The sequence below is a fragment of the Streptomyces sp. NPDC004111 genome (genome assembly GCF_042874215.1).
Taxonomy (GTDB): domain Bacteria; phylum Actinomycetota; class Actinomycetes; order Streptomycetales; family Streptomycetaceae; genus Streptomyces.
The window spans coordinates 77,298-98,561 of the sequence record NZ_JBIAMU010000025.1 but is presented as its reverse complement, the minus strand read 5'-3'; the positions used below and the strand labels follow the sequence as shown (position 1 = coordinate 98,561).

The 21,264-nt window shown below is 72.6% G+C and carries 20 protein-coding genes; 11 read left to right on the top strand and 9 right to left on the bottom strand.

Features of this window, described 5'->3' with window-relative positions:
• Positions 1 to 125 precede the first annotated feature (125 nt).
• Positions 126 to 821, bottom strand: coding sequence for an MBL fold metallo-hydrolase (locus ACFYVL_RS37575; RefSeq protein ID WP_389253207.1), 696 nt, complete (start codon positions 819 to 821; stop codon positions 126 to 128).
• 132 nt (positions 822 to 953) lie between these two features.
• On the opposite strand from ACFYVL_RS37575, the gene ACFYVL_RS37570 reads away from it, so the two are divergent.
• Together ACFYVL_RS37570 and ACFYVL_RS37565 are read left to right on the top strand one after the other, a co-directional pair.
• A complete protein-coding gene (locus ACFYVL_RS37570) occupies positions 954 to 1,553 on the top strand; it encodes a TIGR03086 family metal-binding protein (protein WP_389253205.1) in 600 nt (199 codons plus the stop codon).
• A gap of 109 nt (positions 1,554 to 1,662) precedes the next feature.
• Entirely contained in the window at positions 1,663 to 3,015 is a 1,353-nt protein-coding gene (locus ACFYVL_RS37565; RefSeq protein WP_389253203.1) for a S28 family serine protease, read from the top strand.
• 51 nt (positions 3,016 to 3,066) lie between these two features.
• On the opposite strand, the gene ACFYVL_RS37560 is transcribed toward ACFYVL_RS37565, so the two are convergent.
• From ACFYVL_RS37560 to ACFYVL_RS37545, 4 genes are all read right to left on the bottom strand, one after another.
• Positions 3,067 to 4,527 carry a peptidoglycan D,D-transpeptidase FtsI family protein gene (locus tag ACFYVL_RS37560; RefSeq protein ID WP_389253201.1) on the bottom strand — a complete coding sequence of 487 codons (1,461 nt, stop codon included), beginning with the start codon at positions 4,525 to 4,527 and terminating at the stop codon, positions 3,067 to 3,069.
• 94 nt (positions 4,528 to 4,621) lie between these two features.
• Complete coding sequence (locus ACFYVL_RS37555; protein WP_389253335.1) at positions 4,622 to 5,239, bottom strand: response regulator; 618 nt, start codon at positions 5,237 to 5,239, stop codon at positions 4,622 to 4,624.
• A 56-nt stretch (positions 5,240 to 5,295) separates the two neighbouring features.
• Positions 5,296 to 6,585 (bottom strand): sensor histidine kinase, encoded by a 1,290-nt coding sequence (locus ACFYVL_RS37550; RefSeq protein ID WP_389253333.1) that lies wholly within the window; start codon positions 6,583 to 6,585, stop codon positions 5,296 to 5,298.
• Positions 6,585 to 7,586 (bottom strand): hypothetical protein, encoded by a 1,002-nt coding sequence (locus ACFYVL_RS37545; RefSeq protein WP_389253199.1) that lies wholly within the window; start codon positions 7,584 to 7,586, stop codon positions 6,585 to 6,587. Before ACFYVL_RS37545 ends, ACFYVL_RS37550 begins: the two co-directional genes overlap by 1 nt.
• 207 nt (positions 7,587 to 7,793) lie before the next feature.
• On the opposite strand from ACFYVL_RS37545, the gene ACFYVL_RS37540 reads away from it, so the two are divergent.
• Both ACFYVL_RS37540 and ACFYVL_RS37535 read left to right on the top strand, forming a co-directional pair.
• Positions 7,794 to 8,504, top strand: a complete 711-nt coding sequence (locus ACFYVL_RS37540) for a DsbA family oxidoreductase (protein ID WP_389253331.1) — start codon at positions 7,794 to 7,796, stop codon at positions 8,502 to 8,504.
• 46 nt (positions 8,505 to 8,550) lie between these two features.
• The gene (locus ACFYVL_RS37535; protein WP_389253197.1) at positions 8,551 to 9,621 is read left to right on the top strand and encodes an aminotransferase class V-fold PLP-dependent enzyme; all 1,071 of its coding nucleotides are present in this window, start codon (positions 8,551 to 8,553) and stop codon (positions 9,619 to 9,621) included.
• Between the two features lie 95 nt (positions 9,622 to 9,716).
• On the opposite strand, the gene ACFYVL_RS37530 is transcribed toward ACFYVL_RS37535, so the two are convergent.
• The 3 genes from ACFYVL_RS37530 to ACFYVL_RS37520 all read right to left on the bottom strand — a co-directional run bounded on the left by ACFYVL_RS37530 (position 9,717) and on the right by ACFYVL_RS37520 (position 13,503).
• Entirely contained in the window at positions 9,717 to 10,661 is a 945-nt protein-coding gene (locus ACFYVL_RS37530) for an SCO1860 family LAETG-anchored protein (RefSeq protein ID WP_389253195.1), read from the bottom strand.
• Between the two features lie 335 nt (positions 10,662 to 10,996).
• A complete protein-coding gene (locus tag ACFYVL_RS37525) occupies positions 10,997 to 12,085 on the bottom strand; it encodes an amidohydrolase family protein (protein WP_389253193.1) in 1,089 nt (362 codons plus the stop codon).
• Positions 12,086 to 12,105: 20 nt separating this feature from the next.
• Positions 12,106 to 13,503 carry an MFS transporter gene (locus ACFYVL_RS37520; RefSeq protein WP_389253191.1) on the bottom strand — a complete coding sequence of 466 codons (1,398 nt, stop codon included), beginning with the start codon at positions 13,501 to 13,503 and terminating at the stop codon, positions 12,106 to 12,108.
• Between the two features lie 124 nt (positions 13,504 to 13,627).
• Between ACFYVL_RS37520 and ACFYVL_RS37515 the strand changes: the two genes are divergently transcribed.
• The 6 genes from ACFYVL_RS37515 to thpD all read left to right on the top strand — a co-directional run bounded on the left by ACFYVL_RS37515 (position 13,628) and on the right by thpD (position 19,416).
• Positions 13,628 to 14,542 carry a LysR family transcriptional regulator gene (locus tag ACFYVL_RS37515; protein WP_389253189.1) on the top strand — a complete coding sequence of 305 codons (915 nt, stop codon included), beginning with the start codon at positions 13,628 to 13,630 and terminating at the stop codon, positions 14,540 to 14,542.
• Between the two features lie 96 nt (positions 14,543 to 14,638).
• Entirely contained in the window at positions 14,639 to 15,745 is a 1,107-nt protein-coding gene (locus ACFYVL_RS37510) for an aminotransferase class V-fold PLP-dependent enzyme (protein ID WP_389253187.1), read from the top strand.
• Positions 15,746 to 16,093: 348 nt separating this feature from the next.
• On the top strand, positions 16,094 to 16,648 hold the full coding sequence (ectA, locus tag ACFYVL_RS37505) for a diaminobutyrate acetyltransferase (protein ID WP_389253185.1): 555 nt from the start codon (positions 16,094 to 16,096) through the stop codon (positions 16,646 to 16,648).
• A gap of 131 nt (positions 16,649 to 16,779) precedes the next feature.
• Positions 16,780 to 18,048, top strand: coding sequence for a diaminobutyrate--2-oxoglutarate transaminase (gene ectB / locus ACFYVL_RS37500; RefSeq protein ID WP_389253183.1), 1,269 nt, complete (start codon positions 16,780 to 16,782; stop codon positions 18,046 to 18,048).
• A 51-nt stretch (positions 18,049 to 18,099) separates the two neighbouring features.
• On the top strand, positions 18,100 to 18,498 hold the full coding sequence (locus tag ACFYVL_RS37495) for an ectoine synthase (protein ID WP_362415251.1): 399 nt from the start codon (positions 18,100 to 18,102) through the stop codon (positions 18,496 to 18,498).
• 27 nt (positions 18,499 to 18,525) lie between these two features.
• Complete coding sequence (gene thpD, locus ACFYVL_RS37490; protein WP_389253329.1) at positions 18,526 to 19,416, top strand: ectoine hydroxylase; 891 nt, start codon at positions 18,526 to 18,528, stop codon at positions 19,414 to 19,416.
• Positions 19,417 to 19,488: 72 nt separating this feature from the next.
• Here the strand turns inward: thpD and ACFYVL_RS37485 are convergent, their stop codons facing one another.
• Positions 19,489 to 20,571, bottom strand: a complete 1,083-nt coding sequence (locus ACFYVL_RS37485; RefSeq protein WP_389253181.1) for an alkene reductase — start codon at positions 20,569 to 20,571, stop codon at positions 19,489 to 19,491.
• A gap of 176 nt (positions 20,572 to 20,747) precedes the next feature.
• Here ACFYVL_RS37485 and ACFYVL_RS37480 point away from each other — a divergent pair, with 176 nt between their 5' ends.
• Complete coding sequence (locus tag ACFYVL_RS37480) at positions 20,748 to 21,233, top strand: MarR family winged helix-turn-helix transcriptional regulator (protein ID WP_389253179.1); 486 nt, start codon at positions 20,748 to 20,750, stop codon at positions 21,231 to 21,233.
• Positions 21,234 to 21,264: the final 31 nt, after the last annotated feature.

The window sequence follows — 21,264 nt, the reverse complement described above, 5'->3', positions numbered from 1 at the left end:
AGGTGTGGGGCCGGGGCGGACCGTGGTGCCGCCGTGGGGCCGACGACCGTCGCGACGCTAGGGACAGGGCCGCCGCACGTCAAGTGCGGTGCACAACCGGGCGTTTCGCCCCACGAGCGGCACCGCTACGGGGTCCAGACCGCCCGGTCGTGCGCGAAGAGCACCCGGCGCGGGGCGAATTCCGCCAGCCGGGCCAGCCACGGCCGGTGGCCCGGATGCGGGTGGCCGGTCCGGGCGGCCAGCTCCGCGTGGGCGTAGTCGGAGGCGAAGTCGTAGGCCTGCCCGGCCAGCACCGTCGTCCCGCCCCGCGCCGACTCCACCACCAGCGACTGGTGCCCCGCCGTGTGGCCGGGCGTGGGCACCACGTGCACACCGGGCCAGATCTCCGCCTCGCCGTCCAGCTCCTCGTACGCCACCGGCCGTCCGGGCGGGTCCACCAGTTCGTCCAGGGTGTAGTCACCGGCGCGGGCGGCGGCCAGTTCCTTCGCCTGCACGAAGATCGGCAGCCGGTGTTCGGCGAGCAGCGGATTGCCGCCGATGTGGTCGAAGTGGAGATGGCAGTTCACGACGGCGGACAGGTCCCCGGGGGCGACCCCGGCGGTGGCCAGTGCCCGGGTCAACTCCGTGCGGTGCGGCCGGTAGTGGGCGTCCACCTCCGCGTTGCCCGCGCCCATTCCGGTGTCGAGGAGCAGCAGCCCCTGCGGGCGCCGCACCAGGTAGCCCAGGACCGCCTCCACGCGCGCGTGCCCGGTGCCGCACTCGCCCGCGGGGCGCACGAAGTACCCGAGGTCGATCCGCCTGACATCCGATTCATCGCTCATCCACCCATGCTGACATGGGAGTTCGTGAAAACCCGGACCGATTTCGCGCTCGGCCGATGAGTTTTCGCGCCGGGTCGGGTCTTCCCTGGTACGGCGCCGTACGGGGCCGTCCGGCTTCAGGAGAGGGACCTCATGACCACCACCACGACCGCCCCCACCGCAGTCGTGTTCGACCTCGCACCGGCCGCCCGGCAGGTCGTCCGGCTCCTCGACGGCGTCGACGACGCGCACCTGGACGCGCCGACCCCCTGTGCGGCGTACACCGTGCGGGACCTGCTCGCCCATCTCCTGGGTCTGAGCGACGCGTTCCGCGCGGCGGCCGGGAAGCGGCCGGTGCCGGCAGTGGTCCGCGACGCCCCGCTGCCGGCCGGCTGGCGGCGTCTGCTGCCCGGCCGGCTCGCCGCGCTCGCCGAGGCGTGGCAGGGACGGGACGCCTGGGAGGGCACCACCCGGGCCGGCGGGGTCACCCTGCCCGCCGGGGTCGCCGCCCAGGTCGCCCTCGACGAACTGGTGCTGCACGGCTGGGACCTGGCGCGCGCCACCGGACAGCCCTTCCGCTGCGACCGCTCCAGCCTCCAGGTGGTGTACGCGCTGCTCGCCCCCGAGGCGGACAACCCGGCGCGGGCCCCCATGTTCGGCCCGGTCGTCGACGTACCGTACGGATCGCCCTTCCTGGACCGGGTGGTGGGCCTCGGCGGGCGCGACCCTAAGTGGGCGCCGGGCACCAGGTAGTCGCAGGCCGGAGCCTTTCGGGGGCTGACGGCGGGCGGACCGCCGTGCTTACCTTGCACGGCCGCGACGCACACGTCACGGCGTCACCATCCGCCCGAGGGGAATCAGCGTGCGTACCAAGGTTCTTCCCAGCTTGTTCTGTGCCGGACTGATAGCCGCCACCAGCGTGCTCACCGGCAGCGCCGCCACCGCGGCACCCACGGCCGGCAGCGCCGCGCGGGCCGCCGCCGAGACGGACGCCACGAGCATCCGCGAGAAGCTGGAGCGCGTCGAGGGACTGCGCATCGTCTCCGAGACGCAGAAGGAGGGCCGCCCCTTCTTCACGCTCACCCTCAGACAGCCCATCGACCACCAGAACCCCCGCCGGGGCAGCTACGAGCAGCAGTTCACGCTGTGGCACAAGGACGAGGCCGCCCCGACCGTCCACTACACCGGCGGTTACACCCTCTCCTCCTCCACCCGCGAGCTGACCACACTGCTGGGCGCCAACCAGGTCAGCGTCGAGCACCGCTTCTTCGGGAAGTCCGTACCGGCGGGCAAGGTCGACTGGAGCAAGCTGACCATCCAGCAGGAGGCCGCCGACGAGCACAACATCGTGCGGGCCCTGAAGAAGATCTACCGCGCGAAGTGGCTGGGCACCGGCGCCAGCAAGGGCGGCATGACGCAGGTCTACCACGAGCGGTTCTACCCGCAGGACCTCGACGCCGTCGTCGCCTACGTCGCCCCCAACGACGCCGACAACCGCGACGACCACGTCTACGACGACTTCTTCAGGACCGTCGGCACCCCCGAGTGCCGCACCGCGCTGGACGCCGTGCAGCGCGAGATGCTGGTCCGCCGGAAGAGCCTCCTGCCGCTGTTCGAGGCCACCGCCAAGGAGCAGGGCCTCACCTTCAAGCAGCTGGGCACCACCGACCGGGCCTACGAGTTCTCCGTCCTGGACCAGGTCTGGAACTTCTGGCAGTCCGGCTCCTCCACCAACTGCCCCACCGTCCCCGACGCGAAGAAGGCCACCGACCAGGAGCTCTACACCTGGTCCCTGGACCACGGTCTGAGCATCTACTCGGACGCCGACGCGGGCCCCGAGGGCTCCGGACCCTACTACCGGCAGGCCGCCGCCCAGCTCGGCTGGGCCGACCTGAAGTTCAAGCACCTGCGCGACGTCCGCAACTACCCGGACATCTACCAGCCCAACTCCCTGCTCCCCGCCGACATGCGCACCTCCTACAGCGGCTGGGACGCCAAGGACGTCGACCGCTGGGTGAAGACCCGCGGCGAGCGGATGATGTTCGTCTACGGCCAGAACGACCCGTGGAGCGCGGAGCGCTACCGCCCCTCGCGGCACGACTCGCACCTGTACGTCGCGCCCGGCTCCAACCACGGCGCCCTGATCTCCAAGCTGGTGCCGGAACAGCGCGCCGAGGCGGAGGCGGCCGTCAAGCGCTGGGCGGGTGTGAAGTAGCGAGCAGGACCGGTGGGCGGGGCGCGGTGACGGCCGCCGCCCACCGGCGGCTCATCCGCCCAGCGCGGCCTTCATCATCTTCTGGGCCACCGGGGCGGCCAGGCCGTTTCCGCTGACCTCCGAGCGGGCCGCGCCGGAGTCCTCGATCATGACCGCGACCGCGACCTCCTTGCCCGTCGACCGGCTCTTGGCGTACGAGGTGAACCAGGCGTACGGCGTCTTGCTGTTGGCCACGCCGTGCTGCGCGGTGCCGGTCTTGCCGCCGACCTCCGCGCCCGGAACGCGGGCGTTGGTGCCGGTGCCGTCCTCGACGACGGTGACCATCGCACTGCGCAGCTGCGCGGCGGTGCGCTCGGAGACGATCCGCTTCGTACCGGCCCCGTCCTCGTACTTCTCCAGCGCGTCGCCGGAGGCGTCCGTCACCTCGGAGACCATGTGCGGGGCGGGCAGCTCGCCGTTGTTGGACAGGGCCGCCGACACCATCGCGATCTGCAGCGGCGTCGCCGTCACGTCGAACTGGCCGATGCCGGTCAGCGCGGTCTGCGCCTTGTCCATGCCCCGGGGGTAGACGCTCGTGTACGCCCGCACCGGCACGTCCAGCTTGTCGGAGTTGAAGCCGAACTTCTCCGCCATCGCCTTCACCTTGTCCTGGCCCAGGTCCACGGCCAGCTTTCCGAAGACGTTGTTGCAGGAGTACTTGAGCGCGGTGCGCAGGGTCGCGTTCTCGCAGGGCGCGGACCGGTTCTCGTTGGGCAGCGGGGTGCGGGTGCCGGGCAGGGTGTACGGGACGGGGCTGACGGTCGGGGTGTCCACCGACGCGTAGAGCCCGTTCTCCAGCGCGGCCGACGCCACGACCAGCTTGAACGTCGACCCGGGCGGCAGCGGCTGGCGCATCGCCCGGTTCGTCATCGCCTTGTCCTCGTCGCTGCCCGCGGTCAGCCTGCGCCACTCCTCGCCGTCGCTCTGCCCGCTGATCTTCGACGGGTCGTAGCTGGGGGTGCTGACCATGCCGAGGATCCGGCCGGTCTTCGGGTCGATCGCGACGGCCGCGCCCTTCTTGTTGCCGAGCGCCTCGTAGGCCGCCTTCTGCACGGCCGGGTCGATCGTGGTGACCACGTTGCCCGGCCGGGTGTCCTTGCCCGTCACCAGGTCCGTGGGGTTCTTCAGCCGGTCGTCCGTGCCGTCCAGGACATGGCTGTAGATGCCCTCCAGCTGGGTCGACCCGTACACCTGCGAGCTGTAGCCGGTCACCGCCGCGTACAGCTCGCCGTCCTTGTAGGTGCGCTTGTACGCCAGGTCGCTGCCCTCCGTCCTGGCCGATCCGGTGACCGGGGAGCCGGCCACGATGATGTTCCCGAGCGGGTTCGCGTACTGCGCGATGATGTTCCGCCGGTTGTCCTTGTGCTCTGCGAGGGCCTTGCCTTCGAACGCCTGTACCCAGGTCACCCGCACCAGCAGGGCGAGCACGAGCAGCAGGCAGAAGACCGAGGCGCGCCTGATCGTCTTGTTCATCCTGTACGGAAGGACGAGCGGGAGGCGGGCGAGTGTTCCCCTTGTGTCCCACTTCTCATGGTTTCCTCATCCGCGGACCCGGGCGGCGGGAGACTCAGCGGGGCCGGATGAAGCCCGACTCGTACGCCACGATCACCGCCTGGGTACGGTCCCTGGCACCCGTCTTGGCCAGCACCGCCGCCACGTGCGTCTTCGCGGTGGCCGCCCCGAAGCCCAGCGCCGCGGCGATCTCCGCGTTCGTCATCCCCTTGGCCATCAGCCGCAGCACCTCCGCCTCCCGCTCGGTGAGCCGGTTCACCCACGGCGGGGCAGCGGCCTGCGGACGGCTGCCGTACTCGGCGGCCAGCGCCCGGACCGCCGCCGGGAACAAGAGGCTGTCGCTGCGGGCGACCAGCCGGACCGCCTGCACCAGGTCCTCGGCGGCCGACCGCTTCAGCAGGAAACCGGCCGCGCCCGCGCGCAGCGCGTCGTACACGTAGGAGTCGTTCTCGAAGGTGGTGACGACGACGATCCGGGGCGGTGCGTCGAGAGTGGCCAGGATCTGCTCGGTGGCGCGGATGCCGTCGATCTCCGGCATCCGTACGTCCATCAGCACCACGTCGGGGCGCGCGGCCCGCACCACGGACACCGCCTCCGCGCCGGTCGTCGCCTCGCCGACGACCTCCAGATCGGGTTCCGCTTCCAGGATGACGCGCAGCGCGGTGCGCACCATCCGCTCGTCGTCGGCGAGCACGACACGGACGGGGGCGGCGGGGGAGGAGGGCTGGTTCACCGGCCGCCGCCCTGTGCGCGGGCGCCGGGACCGAGCGGCAGCCGGGCCGACAGCCGCCAGACGCCGCCGTGCGGTCCGGCCTCGGTGTGCCCGCCCAGCAGGGTCGCCCGCTCGGCGGTGCCGCGCAGTCCGCGACCACCCCCGGGGCGCACCACGGGCGCGTCCTTCGGCAGTGGATTCTCCATCACGATCTCCAGTTCCCCCTCGGTCATGTTCATGTGCAGTGCCACGGGAGCCGCGCCGCCGTGCCGCAGCGCGTTGCTCAGCCCCTCCTGGACGATCCGGTACGCCTCCCGGGACACCGCCTCCGGCACCTCGGTCAGGTCGCCCTCCCCGGTGCGCGCGACCCGCACACCGCTGCGCGCCACGAGGTCGTCGAGCACGTCGAGGGTGGGGCCCGCGAAGTCCGCCGGGCTCTCCTCGCCCCGCCGCAGCACGCCCAGGACGGCGTCCAGCTCCCCGACCGTGCGGCGGGTGGTCTCCTCGATGGCGGCCAGCGCCTCCCGGACGAACTCCACGTCCGAGGCGCGCCCGCTGTTCAGCACCCTGCGGGCGGCACCCGCCTGGAGGGTCACCGCGCTCAGCGCGTGCCCCACCGAGTCGTGCAGCTCCCTGGCCAGCCGGTTGCGGGCGGCCAGATCGGCCGCCCGCCGCTCGGCCGCCGCGAGCCGGTCGGCCGGCGTCGGCCCGAGCAGCACGGGCGCCGTACGGGCCAGCAGGGCCGCGGCCCCCGCGCTCGCCGCGGCCAGCGCCAGCATCATGACGGCGCCCAGCACCGGCGACAGCACCAGCGTCCAGGTGCGGTCGCTGAGCTGGGGGATGTCGAACGGGGTGCCCTGCAGCGCGGGCACGAGCGGCAGCAGCACCAGCAGCGCCGCGAACGGCGTCAACGCCAGCGACGCCCCGCTGACGATCCCGCCGAGCGCCAGGTGCAGCGTGAACCACCCCGAGGTCCGCACCCGCGCGGCCCGCGTCCCGGCCGCTCCCTCCGCGAGCCCGTCGCCCCCGCCCGCACGCTCCGGCAGCAGCCGCAGCGAACGGATCGCCGCCACCGACAGCGGCCTGGCCGGGGCGAGCAGCCCGAAGACCGCCACCATCGGCAGGGTCGCCAGGAACGACGTCAGCTGGGTCGGTACGGTCACGAAACCGCCCCCCGCCCCCGCGTTCGGCCCCACCACCACGATCGCGACCAGGTAGAAGGGCATCAACAGGGCGCCGCCCACCACCAGATGGAGCCAGCCGGCCCGCGCGGGCCGGCCGAACAGCCATCCGCACAGTCCTCGGATCACGGCGTGCGCCGCCGCAGGACGAGCGCCGCGGTGCAGCCGAGGGCGAGGAATCCTGTGATCATCTGCACAGCGTAGGTCAGCGTCAGCGACATCGGAGGGCGCGTTCCGTCGTACCCGCCCACCAGGCAGCTGAGCACCAGCCAGGCGCCCCAGCCGCCGAGCACGCCCGACCCCACCCAGGCCGCCGCGAGCGGCACCTTCAGCGGCAGCCCGCGACCCAGCCGCAGCGCCGGCACCAGCAGGCCCCCGGCCGCCAGCAGCGCGAACCCGGCGTGCGCCCAGGAGACGATCCGGGCGTCCGCCGACAGCGCCTCCCTGCCGCTCGCCCCGTCGGCAAGCGTGAACTCCGCGCCCGCACCCGCCGCCCGCAGCACGAGCGGCACGGCGACGGCCACGGCCAGCGCCGCCACCCCCAGCGCGGCCGTCCGCACCCCTGCGGCACGGGGCGCGAGCCCGCCTACCCGTCCCTGCCACAGATGCCCCCAGCGCTCCTTGGCATAGGGCACGAACAGCCCGCCCAGGGCGACGGCCTGGAGTGCGAACCCGCCGTAGACCACACCGAACACCCACTCGTCCAGGAACCGCCCCTGGTTCGCGGTCGCCGGCCCGCCCCCGCTGAACGCGTCGGCCAGCATCTGGACCGGGAAGGCCGTCGCGATCGGGGCCAGCAGCCCGGTGGCCACCCACATCGGCAGGGCGAGGAGCACGGCGGGCACCCGCCGCCCCCACCTCTGCGTCAGCAGCAGTGCCAGGACGATCACGCACACGTCCATCAGGACGGTCAGCCCGTTGAGGGCGGCCATGATCCCGGGGCGCGCCAGCAGCACGCTCTCCGCGGGGATGCCCAGGTGCCCGCCCGAGATCCAGACCACCTTGAGTGCCAGGTACGGGAGGCAGGAGACGACGGCCAGCACCCGCAGGGCGCGGCGGGCGCGGGGGAGCGGCACGGGGCGGGCGGGGCCGCCGGTCAGGGGCGTGAGCATCGGTGTCGGTGTCATGCCTCCACCCTTCCGGCCGCGCGCCCCCGCCACCTCGTGCCCGCCGACGATCCCGCTCCGCCGCGCGGGGGAGGGGAACCATCGGCGGGGCGACTTCCCCGGGCGCGCGGGAATGGTTGGCGCTCCTGCCTCGTTCCCTCTTTGTCGAATTTTGTATTTGTGCGATCCGAGAGAAGAAAACCCATGGTCACGCCCGCCCCCGCAGCCCTGCGCGTGGAAATCTGGTCCGACATCGCCTGCCCGTGGTGCTACGTCGGCAAGGCGCGTTTCGAGAAGGGCCTGGAGGCGTTCGCGCACCGGGCGGACGTCGAGGTCGTGCACCGTTCCTTCGAGCTCGACCCGAACCGCGCCAAGGGGGACGTCGAGCAGGTCGTCGACATGCTGGCGAAGAAGTACGGGCGCACCCCCGAGCAGGCGCGGGCGATGGAGGAGACCGTCGCCGCCAACGCGCACGCCGAGGGACTGGGCTACCGCACCGAGGGCCGGGACAACGGCTCCACCTTCGACATCCACCGCGTACTGCACCTGGCCAAGGCGCGCGGCCTGCAGAGCGAACTGCTCGACCTGGCCTACCGGGCGAACTTCGCCGAGGAGACCTCCGTCTTCGACGACGAGGTACTGGTGGGGCTCGCGGTGCGGGCCGGTCTCGACGAGGCCGAGACGCGCGCGGTGCTCGCCGACCCCGCCGCGTACGCCGACGACGTCCGCGCCGACGAGCGCGAGGCCGCCGAACTCGGCGCGAACGGCGTCCCCTTCTTCGTCTTCGACCGCCGCTACGGGGTCTCCGGCGGCCAGCCCGCCGAGGTGTTCACCCAGGCACTGGAGCAGGCCTGGCAGAGCCGCGGCCCGCTGACCCCGCTCGCCGCCTCCGAGAGCGCCGACGGGGCGACCTGCGACGCGGACGGCAACTGCGCGTAACGCGGCACTGTGGACGGGGAGTTGGACGGCGGGCAGAGTTTCCCGCATGACGACGTCCTCTCCCCTCCGCAGCCTCGCCCCCGACGAGTTCGCTCCGCGGGCGACGTACCTCAACACCTCCTCGTACGGCCTGACCCCGCGCCGTACGGTCGAGGCGCTCAAGGCCCTCGCCGAGCAGAACGCCACCGGCACCACCGCCAACCCCGGCACCTTCGAGTCCTTCGAGCGGGTCCGCGAGTCCTACGGGCGGCTGATGGCGGTGCCCGCCGACCGGGTCGCCCTCGGCACGTCGGTCTCCGTGCACGTCGCGCTGGTCGCGGGCGCACTGCCGTCCGGTTCCGAAGTGCTGCTCCCCGAGGGTGACTTCGCCTCGCTGGTGACGCCCTTCTCGGTGCGGCGGGACCTGAAGGTGCGCCACGTCCCGCTGGCCGACCTGGCCGCCGAAGTCAGGCCCGGGACCGCCCTGGTGGCCTGGTCGGCGGTCCAGTCCGCGGACGGCAGGGTCGCCGACGACGCGGCGATCCGGTCGGCCGCCGCCGCGCACGGCACCCGCACCCTCGTCGACCTGTCGCAGTCGGCGGGCTGGCTGCCCACCCCGGCCGGCGCCTACGACTACACGGTGGCCGGGGCCTACAAGTACCTGCTCTGCCCGCGCGGCGTCTCCTTCCTGACGGTCTCCGAGGAGGCCCAGGAGCGCACCCCGCCGGTGCAGGCGGGCTGGGTGGCGGCCGAGGACCTCTGGGGGAGCACCTACGGCCCGGTCACCCAATTCGCCCGCTCGGCCCGGCGCTTCGACGCCGCGGCACCCTTCCTCTGCTACGAGGGGGCGGTCCGGTCGCTGGCCCTCGTGGAGGCGGTCGGGCTCGACGCGATCCGGGCCCACGACGTGGCCCTCGCCGACCGGTTCCGCGAAGGGCTGCGGACCCTGGGGCACGTGCCGGTGCCCGCGCCGGGTTCGGTGGTGGTGGCGGTGCCCGGACTGGGCGGCCGGGCCGAGGCCCTGGCCGAAGCCGGCATCAGGGTCTCGGCGCGCGCGGGCAACCTCCGGGCCTCCTTCCACCTGTACAACGGGAGCGCCGACGTCGACCGGCTGGTCGTGGCCCTCGGGGCGCCCTGAGGCGACTGCCCGCCGCCCCCGCGCGTGCGCTCACACCGGGGGCGGGCGGGGGCGGCGGACCGTACGGCTTCGCCCCGCTCCCGCCCGCGCCCTCGTCAGGCCCGTGAGCGGCGGGCCACCACCACGGCCGCTGCTCCGGCCGCCAGCAGGGCCGCGCCGCCGCCCACCAGGTACGGGGTGGACGAACTGCCGCCCGTCTCGGCCAGGTTGACCGGGTCCGCGGCCACCGCGCCCGCCGTCTGGGGGCGTACGTCCGTCTGCGCGGCGGGCTTCGCCGGGGCCGGCCGGGGCTCGGCGGGCCCGGACGGCGCCGCCATGGTCCGTACGTCGGGCACCGTGCACCCGGTCTCGGCCAGCGTCACCTGCCCCTCCACCTCCGCCACGTTCAGCTTCAGCGGGTTCACCGAGACCTTCAGCTCCAGCGCGGCGGCCGCCGCCGTCAGCGACGTGGTGTGCGTCCGGGACAGGGTCAGCGCCACCTCGCCCACCCCGGGCACCGCCACCTTCGTCACCCCGCCCGCCGTGAGTGTGACCCGCTTGCCCAGGACGGTGACCCGCCCCAGCACGTTCGCCTCGGCGGTGGGCCGGGCGCCCGCCACGCACACCGACTTCGAGGTGACCTTCTCCACCTCGATCAGCGACAGCAGCGGCAGCCCGGGAACGTGCACCCTGGCGTGCGCGAGCTCCGCCCGCCCCTCGGCCCGGTCGCCCTCGGTCGTGGCCTTCGCGGTGGCGACGTCCGCCCGCAGCAGGGACACCGGACGCCCCTTGTCGACCCCGTCCACCTTCACCGTCAACGCCGTGCGCTCGGCGCTCCTCGGCGCCCGCACCTCGTTGAGGGAGGCCCGTACCGGCACCTGGACCGTCCTGTTCAGGAGCGACACGTCGAGCCCGGCCCGCAGCACGGAGGCGTTCGCCTTGCCGGGCGTCGAGGGGTGGCCGCCGTCGGTGGCCGCGGCGGAGCCCGCGGACAGCAGCAGCACGGGGCCGGCGGCGAGCGCCAGCGCCGCCGCGCCCGCTGCGGAACGGCGTGCGGGCATGCGGAAGAAGGAGCTGTTCAAGGTGGTGGAACCCCCACAGGAGAACGAGACCGCCGGGCACCCGCCACGGGGGACACCGTGGGTGCTGCCGACGATCGGGACACCGGAATCCTTACGCACCTAGAGTGAATGGGCAGCTACCTGGCGTCAGTTCACCCCAAAGGGGGGTTTTCGGCTTCACGTTCGGATCTTCCGGCACAGTTGTTCCCCGCAGTCCCGTCCGTCCCGTTCCGCCGGGGGCGCGCCCATGAGGAAGTCCAACGAACGGAGCCGCCCCGGGTCACCCGCCGGTCAACCGCGCGCCCCTGCCCCGGGGCACCGCGACCGGGCCCCGCTCACGCCACCACCCGCCCGTTCAGCACCACGTGCCGGGGCGCCCCCAGCACCCGTACGTCCGCCCTCGGGTCCGCCTCGTACACCACCAGGTCCGCCGGAGCGCCCTCCTCCAGGCCGGGCCGGCCCAGCCACCGCCTGGCCCCCCAGGCGGTGGCGTTCAGCGCGTCCCGGGCCGGGATGCCCGCCTTCACCAGTTCGGCGACCTCCTCGGCGACCAGACCGTGGCCGAGCGAGCCGCCGGCGTCGGTGCCGACGAAGACCGGGATGCCCGCGTCGTAGGCCGCGCGCACCGTGTCGTACCGGCGTGCGTGCAGGTCGCGCATGTGGGCCGACCACCGGGGGAACTTGGCCTGGCCGCCGTCCGCGAGGTGCGGGAAGGTGGCGATGTTGACCAGGGTCGGCACGATGGCGACGCCCCGCTCGGCGAAGAGCGGGATGGTGTCCTCGGTCAGGCCCGTCGCGTGCTCGACGCAGTCGATACCGGCCTCCACGAGGTCGCGCAGCGAGTCCTCGGCGAAGCAGTGCGCGGTGACCCGGGCGCCCAGCCGGTGCGCCTCCGCGATGGCCGCGGCCACCTCGCCGCGCGGCCAGCACGGGGTGAGGTCCCCGGCCTCCCGGTCGATCCAGTCGCCGACCAGCTTCACCCAGCCGTCGCCGCGCCGGGCCTCCGCGGCCACGTACGCGACCAGGTCGCCGGGCTCGATCTCGTGCGCGTAGTTGCGGATGTAGCGGCGGGTGCGGGCGATGTGCCGGCCGGCCCGGATGATTTTCGGCAGGTCCTCCCGGTCGTCGATCCACCGGGTGTCCGCAGCCGAACCGGCGTCGCGCAGCAGCAGCGCGCCCGCGCCCCGGTCGGTGAGCGCCTGCTTCTCGCTGGTCGCGTCGTCCACCGCGCCGTGCCGGTCGAGCCCCACGTGGCAGTGCGCGTCCACGAGCCCCGGCAGCACCCAGCCGTCGAGCACCGCGAACCCGTCGCCGGGGGGCCGCTCGTAGGTGACGCGGCCGTCCACCGCCCACAGTTCGTCCCGTACGTCCTCGGGCCCGGCCAGCACCCGCCCCTTCACGTGCAGCACCTCGTGATCGCTCATGCCCAGCACTGTACGAGGCGCTAGTCGACGGACACCGCCGCCTTCTCACGGGAGGTCAGCACCACCTGCCCGGCGTCCGCGCGCAGCCGCAGCGCGCCCGCCGTCGCGGCCAGCGCCACCAGGGCCGCCAGGCCGAAGGCGATGGGGTACGCGGCTCCCGCGCCCACCGCCCCGCCCGCCCGCAGCGCCAGCACGCCCACCGCGACCCCGAGCCCCGCCATCAGCTGCTGGGTGGTGGCGGACAGGGTGTTGGCGTCCCGCATCCGCCGCGGCGGTACGTCGCCGAACGCGATGGTCATGTAGCAGGTGAGGCCGAGGGAGCGGGCGGCACCGCTCAGCACGAGCAGCGCGGCGATCACGGCCACCGGGGTGCGGGCCGTCAGGAAGCCGCAGCCGACGGTCGTCGCCGCCAGCCCCACCGTCGCCACCAGCAGCAGCCTGCGGAACCCGAACCGGTGCAGCAGCCACGTCGTCGCGGGCTTGATGCCGATGTTGCCGACGAACACGAACAGCACCAGCGCCCCCGACTTCACCGCGCTCCAGCCGAACGCGTCCTGGAAGAGCAGCGGCAGCAGGAAGGGCACCGCCCCGACCGTGATCCAGAACAGCGAGCCGCCGGTCACCGAGGCGCGGAAGGTGGGCACGCGCAGGGTGCGCAGGTCCACCAGCGGGTGCGAGGTGCGCAGCAGGTGCCGTACGACCAGGACCAGCGCCAGCGCCGAGAGGGCCGCCACCGCCGCGATCACGCCCCACGAGGGCACCGGCTCCGACACCAGGTGCGCGGCCCAGGTGATGCCGCCCAGGCCCGCGCAGGTCAGCACCGTGCCCGCGAGGTCCAGCGGCGGGGGAGTGCCGCGCCCGCCGGCCGGGATCAGCCGGTGCGTCACCACGAGCGCGAGCAGGCCCAGCGGCACATTGACGAGGAAGAGCCAGCGCCAGTTCGCGTACGTGGTCAGCAGGCCGCCCAGCAGCGGGGCGAGCACCGGCGCGACGAGCGCGGGCCACACGATGAACGCCACCAGGCGCGGGATGTCGGTCTTCGCCGCCCCGCCGAGCACGACCAGCCGGCCGACCGGCACCATCATCGCGCCGCCCGCGCCCTGGAGCACCCGCAGCGCGGCGAGTTGCCCCAGGTCGGAGGTGAGGGCGCAGCCCAGCGAGGCGAGGGTGAAGACGGCTATGGCGCCGAGCAGGACCCGGCGGGCCCCGAGCCGGACGGTGAGCCAGCCGCTCAGCGGTATGAGGACGGCCAGCGTCACCAGGTAGGCGGTGACCAGCAGGCCGACGGAGGCGGGCGCGGTGTGCAGGGAGGCGGCGATGTCGGGTGCCGCGGTCGACACGAGCGTCCCGTCCAGGTTCTCCATGAAGAAGCAGCCCGCGACGAGCAGGGCGGTGCTGCGTTGACGTGCGTCGATCATGACTCTCCGAGGGGAGGCGAGGAGGGAGGGAGTGCGAAGTGCCCGCGGCCGTCGGGAGGTCTCCATCGTCGGCGCCATGACTGCTGACGACAAGTTCCGAATGGTCAACCTACGATTGCGTGTCATGCAGCTTCCGGACCTGAATCTCCTGCCCGCCCTGGACGCCCTCCTGCGCACCGGCAGCGTCGCCGGGGCCGCCGCCGAGATGCGGGTGTCCGCCTCCGCGATGAGCCGCACCCTGGGGCGGCTGCGCCGGGTGGTCGGCGACCCGCTGCTCGTACCGGCCGGCCGCGGGCTGGTGCTCACTCCCGCCGCCCGCGCCATGCAGCCGGGCGTACGGGCCGCGCTGGAGGCGGCCGGTGCCGCGCTCAAGCCGCCGCAGCCCTTCGAACTGGCCACGCTGGAGCGGGAGTTCACGATCCGCTCCAGCGACGGCTTCTGCGTCGCGGTCGGCTCGGAACTCGTCGCCCACGCCGCCGCCGAGGCTCCCGGCGTACGGCTGCGGATGCTGCCCGAGGGCGACGAGGACCCCGCCGACCTGCGCGACCGCGTGGACCTCGACGTGGGGGCGCTGCCGCCGCTGCCGCCCGACGTCCGCAGCAGCCCGCTGAGCGGCGGCGGCTACCTGGCGGTGGCCAGGAAGCGGGCGCCCTTCGCGGGGCGTCCGCTCACCGTCGCGGAGTTCGCGGCCGTTCCGCAGGTCACCGTCTCCCGGCACGGCCGCGCCCACGGCATCGTCGACGACCGGCTGCACGCGCTCGGGCTCGCCCGGGACGTGCGGGCGACCGTGCCGACGTACGGCGCGGCGTGCTTCATGGCGCTCGGCGCGGACCTGCTGGCGCTGGTGCCCGCCTCCTTCGCGGCGCACGCGGTGCGCGAGATGGACCTGGTCGCGCTGGAGATCCCGCTCGACCTGCCACGGGTACGGACCGGCCAGGCCTGGCACCTGCGGGTGGACGCCGACCCGGCGCACCGCTGGCTGCGCGCGGCCGTGGAGCGGCTGAGCGGGGAGTCGGCCGGGGCGGGCGCACGGGACTGAGCGAAGGGGGGCGGGCCGGGAGTGCGCAGGGGCGGGCGGGCCGTGGGACTACCCTCGGCCGGGTAGGCCGAACACTGATCCGAAGAGAGCACCGTCGTGAGCCATCCCCTGCTGGACCTGCCTCCCGTCACCGCCGCGCACTTCGCGCGCATCGAGCAGAAGGTCGCCGCCCTCCTCGGCACCGAGCAGGACGTCGTGATCATGCAGGGCGAGGCGCTGCTGCCGCTGGAGGCGTGCATCCGGGCCGGCGCCCCGCGCGGCTCGCACGCCCTGAACATCGTCACCGGGCCCTACGGGCAGACCTTCGGCAACTGGCTGCGGGACTGCGGTGCGACCGTGACCGACCTCGCCGTGCCGTTCCACACGGCCGTCACCGCCGCCCAGGTCGCCGAGGCGCTCGCCGCCCACCCGGAGACCGACTTCGTCTCGCTGGTGCACGCCGAGGCGGCCACCGGCAACACCAACCCGGTCGCGGAGATCGGCGAGGTGGTGCGCGCGCACGGTGCGCTGTTCTACCTGGACGCGGTCGCCTCGGTCGGCGCCGAGCCGGTGCGCACCGACGAGTGGGGCGTCGACATGTGCGTCATCGGCGCGCAGAAGGCGATGGGCGGCCCGGCCGGCGTCTCGGCGGTCGCGGTGAGCGCCCGCGCCTGGGAGCGGTTCGCCGCCAACCCGGACGCGCCGCGCGCCTCCTACCTCTCGCTGCTGGACTGGAAGGCGCGCTGGATCGACGGCGGGCGCAAGGCGCTGATGTTCGCCCCCGCGCAGCTGGAGATGCTGGCGCTGGACGCCTGCCTGGACCGGATCGAGGACGAGGGCGCGGACGCCGTGATGGCCCGGCACGCGAGGGCCGCCGCCGCGACCCGGGCCGGGGCGCTCGCCCTCGGCGGCGGGATCGAGCCGTTCGTGCACGAGGCGAAGGAGGCGGCTCCCGTCGCCACGACGCTGCGGGTGACGGGCGGGACGGACGCTTCCGAGGTGGTCGCGAAGGCGCTCGCCCTGGACCCGTCCGTGCCGCTGATCGCGGGCGGGGGCGCGCTCGCCCAGGAGATGATCCGGGTCAACCACTACGGGCAGGACGCGACCGCCGAGGCCGTGGCGGCCTCGCTGGCCGCGCTCGGCGGTGCGCTGACGGCGCTCGGGCAGGACGCCGACACCGCTTCTGCCCAGAAGGCCGTGGCGGAAACCTGGTCCGCCGAATAATTCGCAGAGGAATTACAAAGCAAATACGGAGACGTTCCGAGAATTAACGAAAAACGGGAAGCTGCTTATTCACCGCAGCTTCCCGTTTTCTTATGCCCGCTCTTCACGAGGCTAAACGCTAAGTTTTCGATAAGGGTAAATCTCATAATTCGGACACGTCTCGCAGGAGTTACGGGCTTGTGACCGACCCCACAAGGAAGGCGATTTGCCCGTAAATTACCGGGCAAATCGCCTTGATTTGCGACCGGTACGGGACCGGTTCGCGCCCGCGCGATATCACAGTCAATGAATTCGCCCAACCCTGTCCCACGATGCATTTTTTGAATTTGCTCGGTAAATTTCATCGACATGACTGCCGCACAAGCAGACCTACCGACCGCAACCCTTTCTCTGAACGACGGCCTGGAGATCGACAGCCCACGAGTGGAGGACGGAGCCGCGATCTGGCGCATCGCCCGCGACTCCGAGGTCCTGGACCTCAACTCCTCGTACAGCTATCTCCTGTGGTGCCGGGACTTCGCCACCACCTCCGTCGTCGCCCGTGACCGGCCCGGTGGAGCGCCGATCGCGTTCATCACCGGCTACGTACGTCCGGAGCGGCCCGAGACGCTGGTCGTCTGGCAGGTGGCGGTCGACGGCGAGCACCGCGGACGGGGGCTGGCCGGCACCCTCCTCGACGCGCTGACCACCAAGGTCGCCGCCAGTCACGGCATCAGCACCGTCGAGACGACCGTGACCCCGGACAACGTCCCGTCCGACCGGTTGTTCACCTCCTACGCCCAGCGGCGCGGCGCGGACCTGACCCGCAAGGTGCTCTTCGACCAGGAGCACTTCCCCGCCGAGTCCGGCGACGCGCACCTGCCCGAGGTGCTCTACCGGATCAACCCGGTCGCGGCCGGCTGAGACCCGGCCCCCGCAGACCCCGTCCCGCGGTACGCGCACCGACGCAGCGGCGTACCTCGCACGCCGCGCCGCCGTACCGCCGCGCACGACGCACACGTACATCCGCCCTCTCCCCATCCCAGGAGATCGCTGTGACCATCACGCCCCCCGCACTGAGTGTCTTCGAAACCCTTGAGTCCGAGGTCCGCAGCTACTGCCGCAGCTGGCCCGCCGTGTTCGACCGCGCGCAGGGCTCCCGCATGTTCGACGAGGACGGCCACACCTACCTCGACTTCTTCGCCGGCGCCGGCTCCCTCAACTACGGGCACAACAACCCGGTCCTGAAACGCGCCCTGATCGACTACATCGAGCGCGACGGCGTCACCCACGGCCTGGACATGGCGACGACCGCCAAGCGGGCGTTCCTGGAGACCTTCCAGAACGTGATCCTGCGCCCCCGCGACCTGCCGTACAAGGTGATGTTCCCGGGCCCGACGGGCACCAACGCCGTCGAGTCGGCGCTGAAGCTGGCCCGCAAGGTCAAGGGCCGCGAGTCGGTCGTCTCCTTCACCAACGCCTTCCACGGCATGTCGCTGGGCTCGCTCGCCGTCACCGGCAACGCCTTCAAGCGGGCCGGCGCGGGCATCCCGCTGGTGCACGGCACCCCGATGCCCTTCGACAACTACTTCGACGGCCAGGTCCCGGACTTCCTGTGGTTCGAGAGCCTCCTGGAGGACCAGGGCTCCGGCCTGAACAAGCCCGCCGCCGTGATCGTGGAGACCGTGCAGGGCGAGGGCGGCATCAACGTCGCCCGCGCCGAGTGGCTGCGCGCCCTCCAGGAGCTGTGCCACCGCCAGGACATGCTGCTGATCGTCGACGACATCCAGATGGGCTGCGGACGCACCGGCGAGTTCTTCTCCTTCGAGGAGGCGGGCATCCAGCCGGACATCGTCACCCTCTCGAAGTCGATCAGCGGCTACGGACTGCCCATGTCGCTGTGCCTGTTCAAGCCGGAGCTCGACGTGTGGGAGCCCGGCGAGCACAACGGCACCTTCCGCGGCAACAACCCCGCCTTCGTCACCGCCGCCGCCGCGCTCAACGCCTACTGGGCCGACGGCCAGATGGAGAAGCAGACCCTGGCCCGCGGCGAGCTGGTCGAGCGCGCGCTGCTCGCCATCGCCGACGAGAACGCCGAGGCCGGAGTCAGCTTCCGGGGCCGCGGCCTGGTCTGGGGCATCGAGTTCACCGACAAGAACCGGGCCACCGCCGTCTGCCGCCGCGCCTTCGAGCTCGGCATGCTGCTGGAGACCTCGGGCCCGGAGAGCGAGGTCGTGAAGCTGCTCCCCGCGCTCACCATCTCCGCCGACGAGCTCGACGAGGGACTGCGCATCCTGGCGCGCGCGGTGCGCGAGACCGCCTGACGCACCCTCGGCACATCCCCATCCGAACGTAAGAGAAAGGCCCGAGTCACCGTGATTGTCCGCTCGTTCAAGGACATCGAAGGCACCGACCGCCATGTGAAGGCGAAGACCGGAACCTGGGAGAGCAAGCGCATCGTGCTCGCCAAGGAGAAGGTCGGCTTCTCCCTCCACGAGACCACCCTCTACGCGGGTACCGAGACCCAGATGTGGTACGCGAACCACATCGAGGCCGTGCTGTGCGTCGAGGGCGAGGCGGAACTCACCAACGACGAGACGGGCGAGACCCACTGGATCGAGCCCGGCACCATGTACCTGCTGGACGGCCACGAGCGCCACACCATGCGCCCGAAGACCGACTTCCGGTGTGTGTGCGTCTTCAACCCTCCCGTCACAGGACGGGAGGACCATGACGAGAACGGCGTCTACCCGCTGCTGACCGAGGAGGCCTGAACCATGACCGACGTACTCACCGGACCGATGGGCTCCGCGACCGGCGACCTCTACCCGACGCGCGGCGCCACCGAGGTGACCACCCCGCGCCAGGACCCGGTCGTCTGGTCGGCGCCCGGCACGGAGGGCCCGATCACGGCGGGCGACCTGGCGGGCTTCGAGCGGGACGGCTTCCTCGCCGTCGAGCAGCTCGTCTCGGACGAAGAGGTCGCCCTGTACCGGGCCGAGCTGGACCGGCTGGTCGCCGACCCGGCGGTGCGGGCCGACGAACGCTCGATCATCGAGCCGAAGTCGCAGGACGTACGGTCGGTCTTCGAGGTCCACAAGCTCAGCACGGTCTTCGCACAGCTCGTGAAGGACCCGCGGGTGGTGGGCCGGGCCCGCCAGATCCTCGGTTCGGACGTCTACGTCCACCAGTCGCGGATCAACGTCAAGCCCGGCTTCGGCGCCTCCGGCTTCTACTGGCACTCGGACTTCGAGACCTGGCACGCCGAGGACGGGCTGGCGAACATGCGGACCGTGTCGGTCTCCATCGCGCTGACCGAGAACCTGGACACCAACGGCGGGCTGATGATCATGCCTGGCTCGCACAAGCACTTCCTGGGCTGTTCCGGCGAGACGCCGAAGGACAACTACAAGAAGTCGCTGCAGATGCAGGACGCGGGCACCCCGTCCGACGAGGCGCTGACCCGGATGGCCGACGCGCACGGCATCAGGCTCTTCACCGGCCGGGCCGGCTCGGCGACCTGGTTCGACTGCAACTGCATGCACGGCTCCGGCGACAACATCACGCCGTACGCCCGCAGCAATGTCTTCATCGTGTTCAACAGCGTGGAGAACACCGCGGTCGAGCCGTTCGCGGCGCCGGTGCGCCGTCCCGACTTCATCGGGGCGCGCGACTTCACACCGGTGCGCTGACCCCGGCCGGCGACGTACGCACACGGGTGGGGCGGGACCTCGGCACCGAGGTCCCGCCCCACCCGTGCGTCGTCACCCGGCGGCGAGCGCCGGGTAGTCCGTGAAGCCCTTCTCGGTACCGCCGAAGAAGGAGGACGGGTCCGGGGTGTTGTACGGGCCCTCGGCCGCCAGCCGGGCCGGCAGGTCCGGGTTGGCCAGGAACAGCGCGCCGAACGACAGCAGGTCCGCCGAACCGTCCTCCAGCAGCGCGAGCGCCCGGTGGTCGGTGGGGCCCTCGGTGAACGGGTTGAGGATGTACGTACCCGAGAAGCCCTCGCGCAGCTTCGCCGTGAACTCCCGCTGCTCCGGGCCGGTTTCGACGGTGTGCAGATAGGCGATCCCCAGCGGCTCGATCCCGGCGGCGACGGCCGCGTACACCTCGGGTATCAGGCTCGCGTCCTCGGCGATGTCGTTGAACGGGTTGCCGGGGGAGAGGCGGATCGCGGTGCGCTCCGGGCCGATCTCGGCCGCGACCGCCCGGACGGCCTCGACGGCGAAACGGGCCCGGTTCTGCGGGGTGCCGCCCCACTCGTCGGTGCGCAGGTTGGCGTTGCTGGAGAGGAACTGGTGGATCAGGTAGCCGTTGGCGCCGTGCAGTTCGACCCCGTCGAAGCCGGCGTCCACGGCGTTGCGGGCGGCCCGTGCGTAGTCCCGTACCGTCTCGTGGATCTCCTCGGGGGTCAGCTCGCGGGGCTCGGTGAAGTCCACCATGCCCTCGCCCGCGAAGAGCTGCCCGGCCGGGGCCACCGCGGACGGGGCGACCGGGGTCAGGCCGTCCGGCAGCAGGGAGGGGTGGCCGATCCGGCCCGCGTGCATGATCTGGGCGAAGATCACGCCGCCCGCCGCGTGCACGGCGTCGGTGACCTTGCGCCACCCGGCGACCTGCTCCTCGCTGTGCAGCCCCGGGGTCCAGGGGTACCCCTGGCCGACCACGGACGGCTGGACGCCCTCGGTGATGATCAGCCCGGCCGAGGCGCGCTGGGTGTAGTACTCGGCGACCAGCTCGGTCGGCACTCCGCCGGCCCCGGCCCTGCTGCGGGTCATCGGAGCCATGGCGATGCGGTTGGCGAGGGTGGTGCCGGCGAGGTCGAAGGGCTGGAAAGCGGTGCTGGACATGGGAATCCCCTCACGCGAACATAAAGGTTGGTCGGCCAAGTAAGTGCCGGTGGGTTCACTGTAGCCGATTATTTGGCCGACCAAGTTAAAGTGGGATGAAACCTGGTGGGGCCGCGCCGGGACGGCACGTCCGGCGGGGTCCCGCCCCGGCTCCGCACCAGATCCGAGGAACACAGATGAAGTCCGACTCCGCAGCCTGTCCCGGCCTGACGGTCGGAGGCCCGGTCAGCCACTCCCTGTCCGTGGTGGCCCGACTGCACCGGATCGCCGCCGGGCGCGTGCTGCGCTGCCTGGGGCTCTACCCGGGGCAGGAGTTCGTGATGATGCGTCTGTGGGAGGCGGGCCCGGTCCGCCAGTCCGAGCTGATCAAGGCGGTCGGCCTGGACCCCTCCACCGTCACCAAGTCCCTCCAGCGCCTGGAGCAGGCCGGCCATGTCCGCCGCCGCCCCGACCCGAAGGACCGCAGGGCGTCCCTGGTGGAGGCGACGGAGGAGAGCGGCGCACTGCGCGAGCGGGTGCTCGGCGCGTGGGCGGACCTGGAGGAGCGCACCCTGGCGGGACTGGACGAGAGGGAACGGGCCGAACTGCTGCGACTGCTGGAGAAGGTCGAGGGCAACCTGTGCCCGATGGGGGACGAGGGGGAGGACGTCTGCGGGGGGTGAGGAATGAGGGGCGGGGGTCGCGAGGGACCCC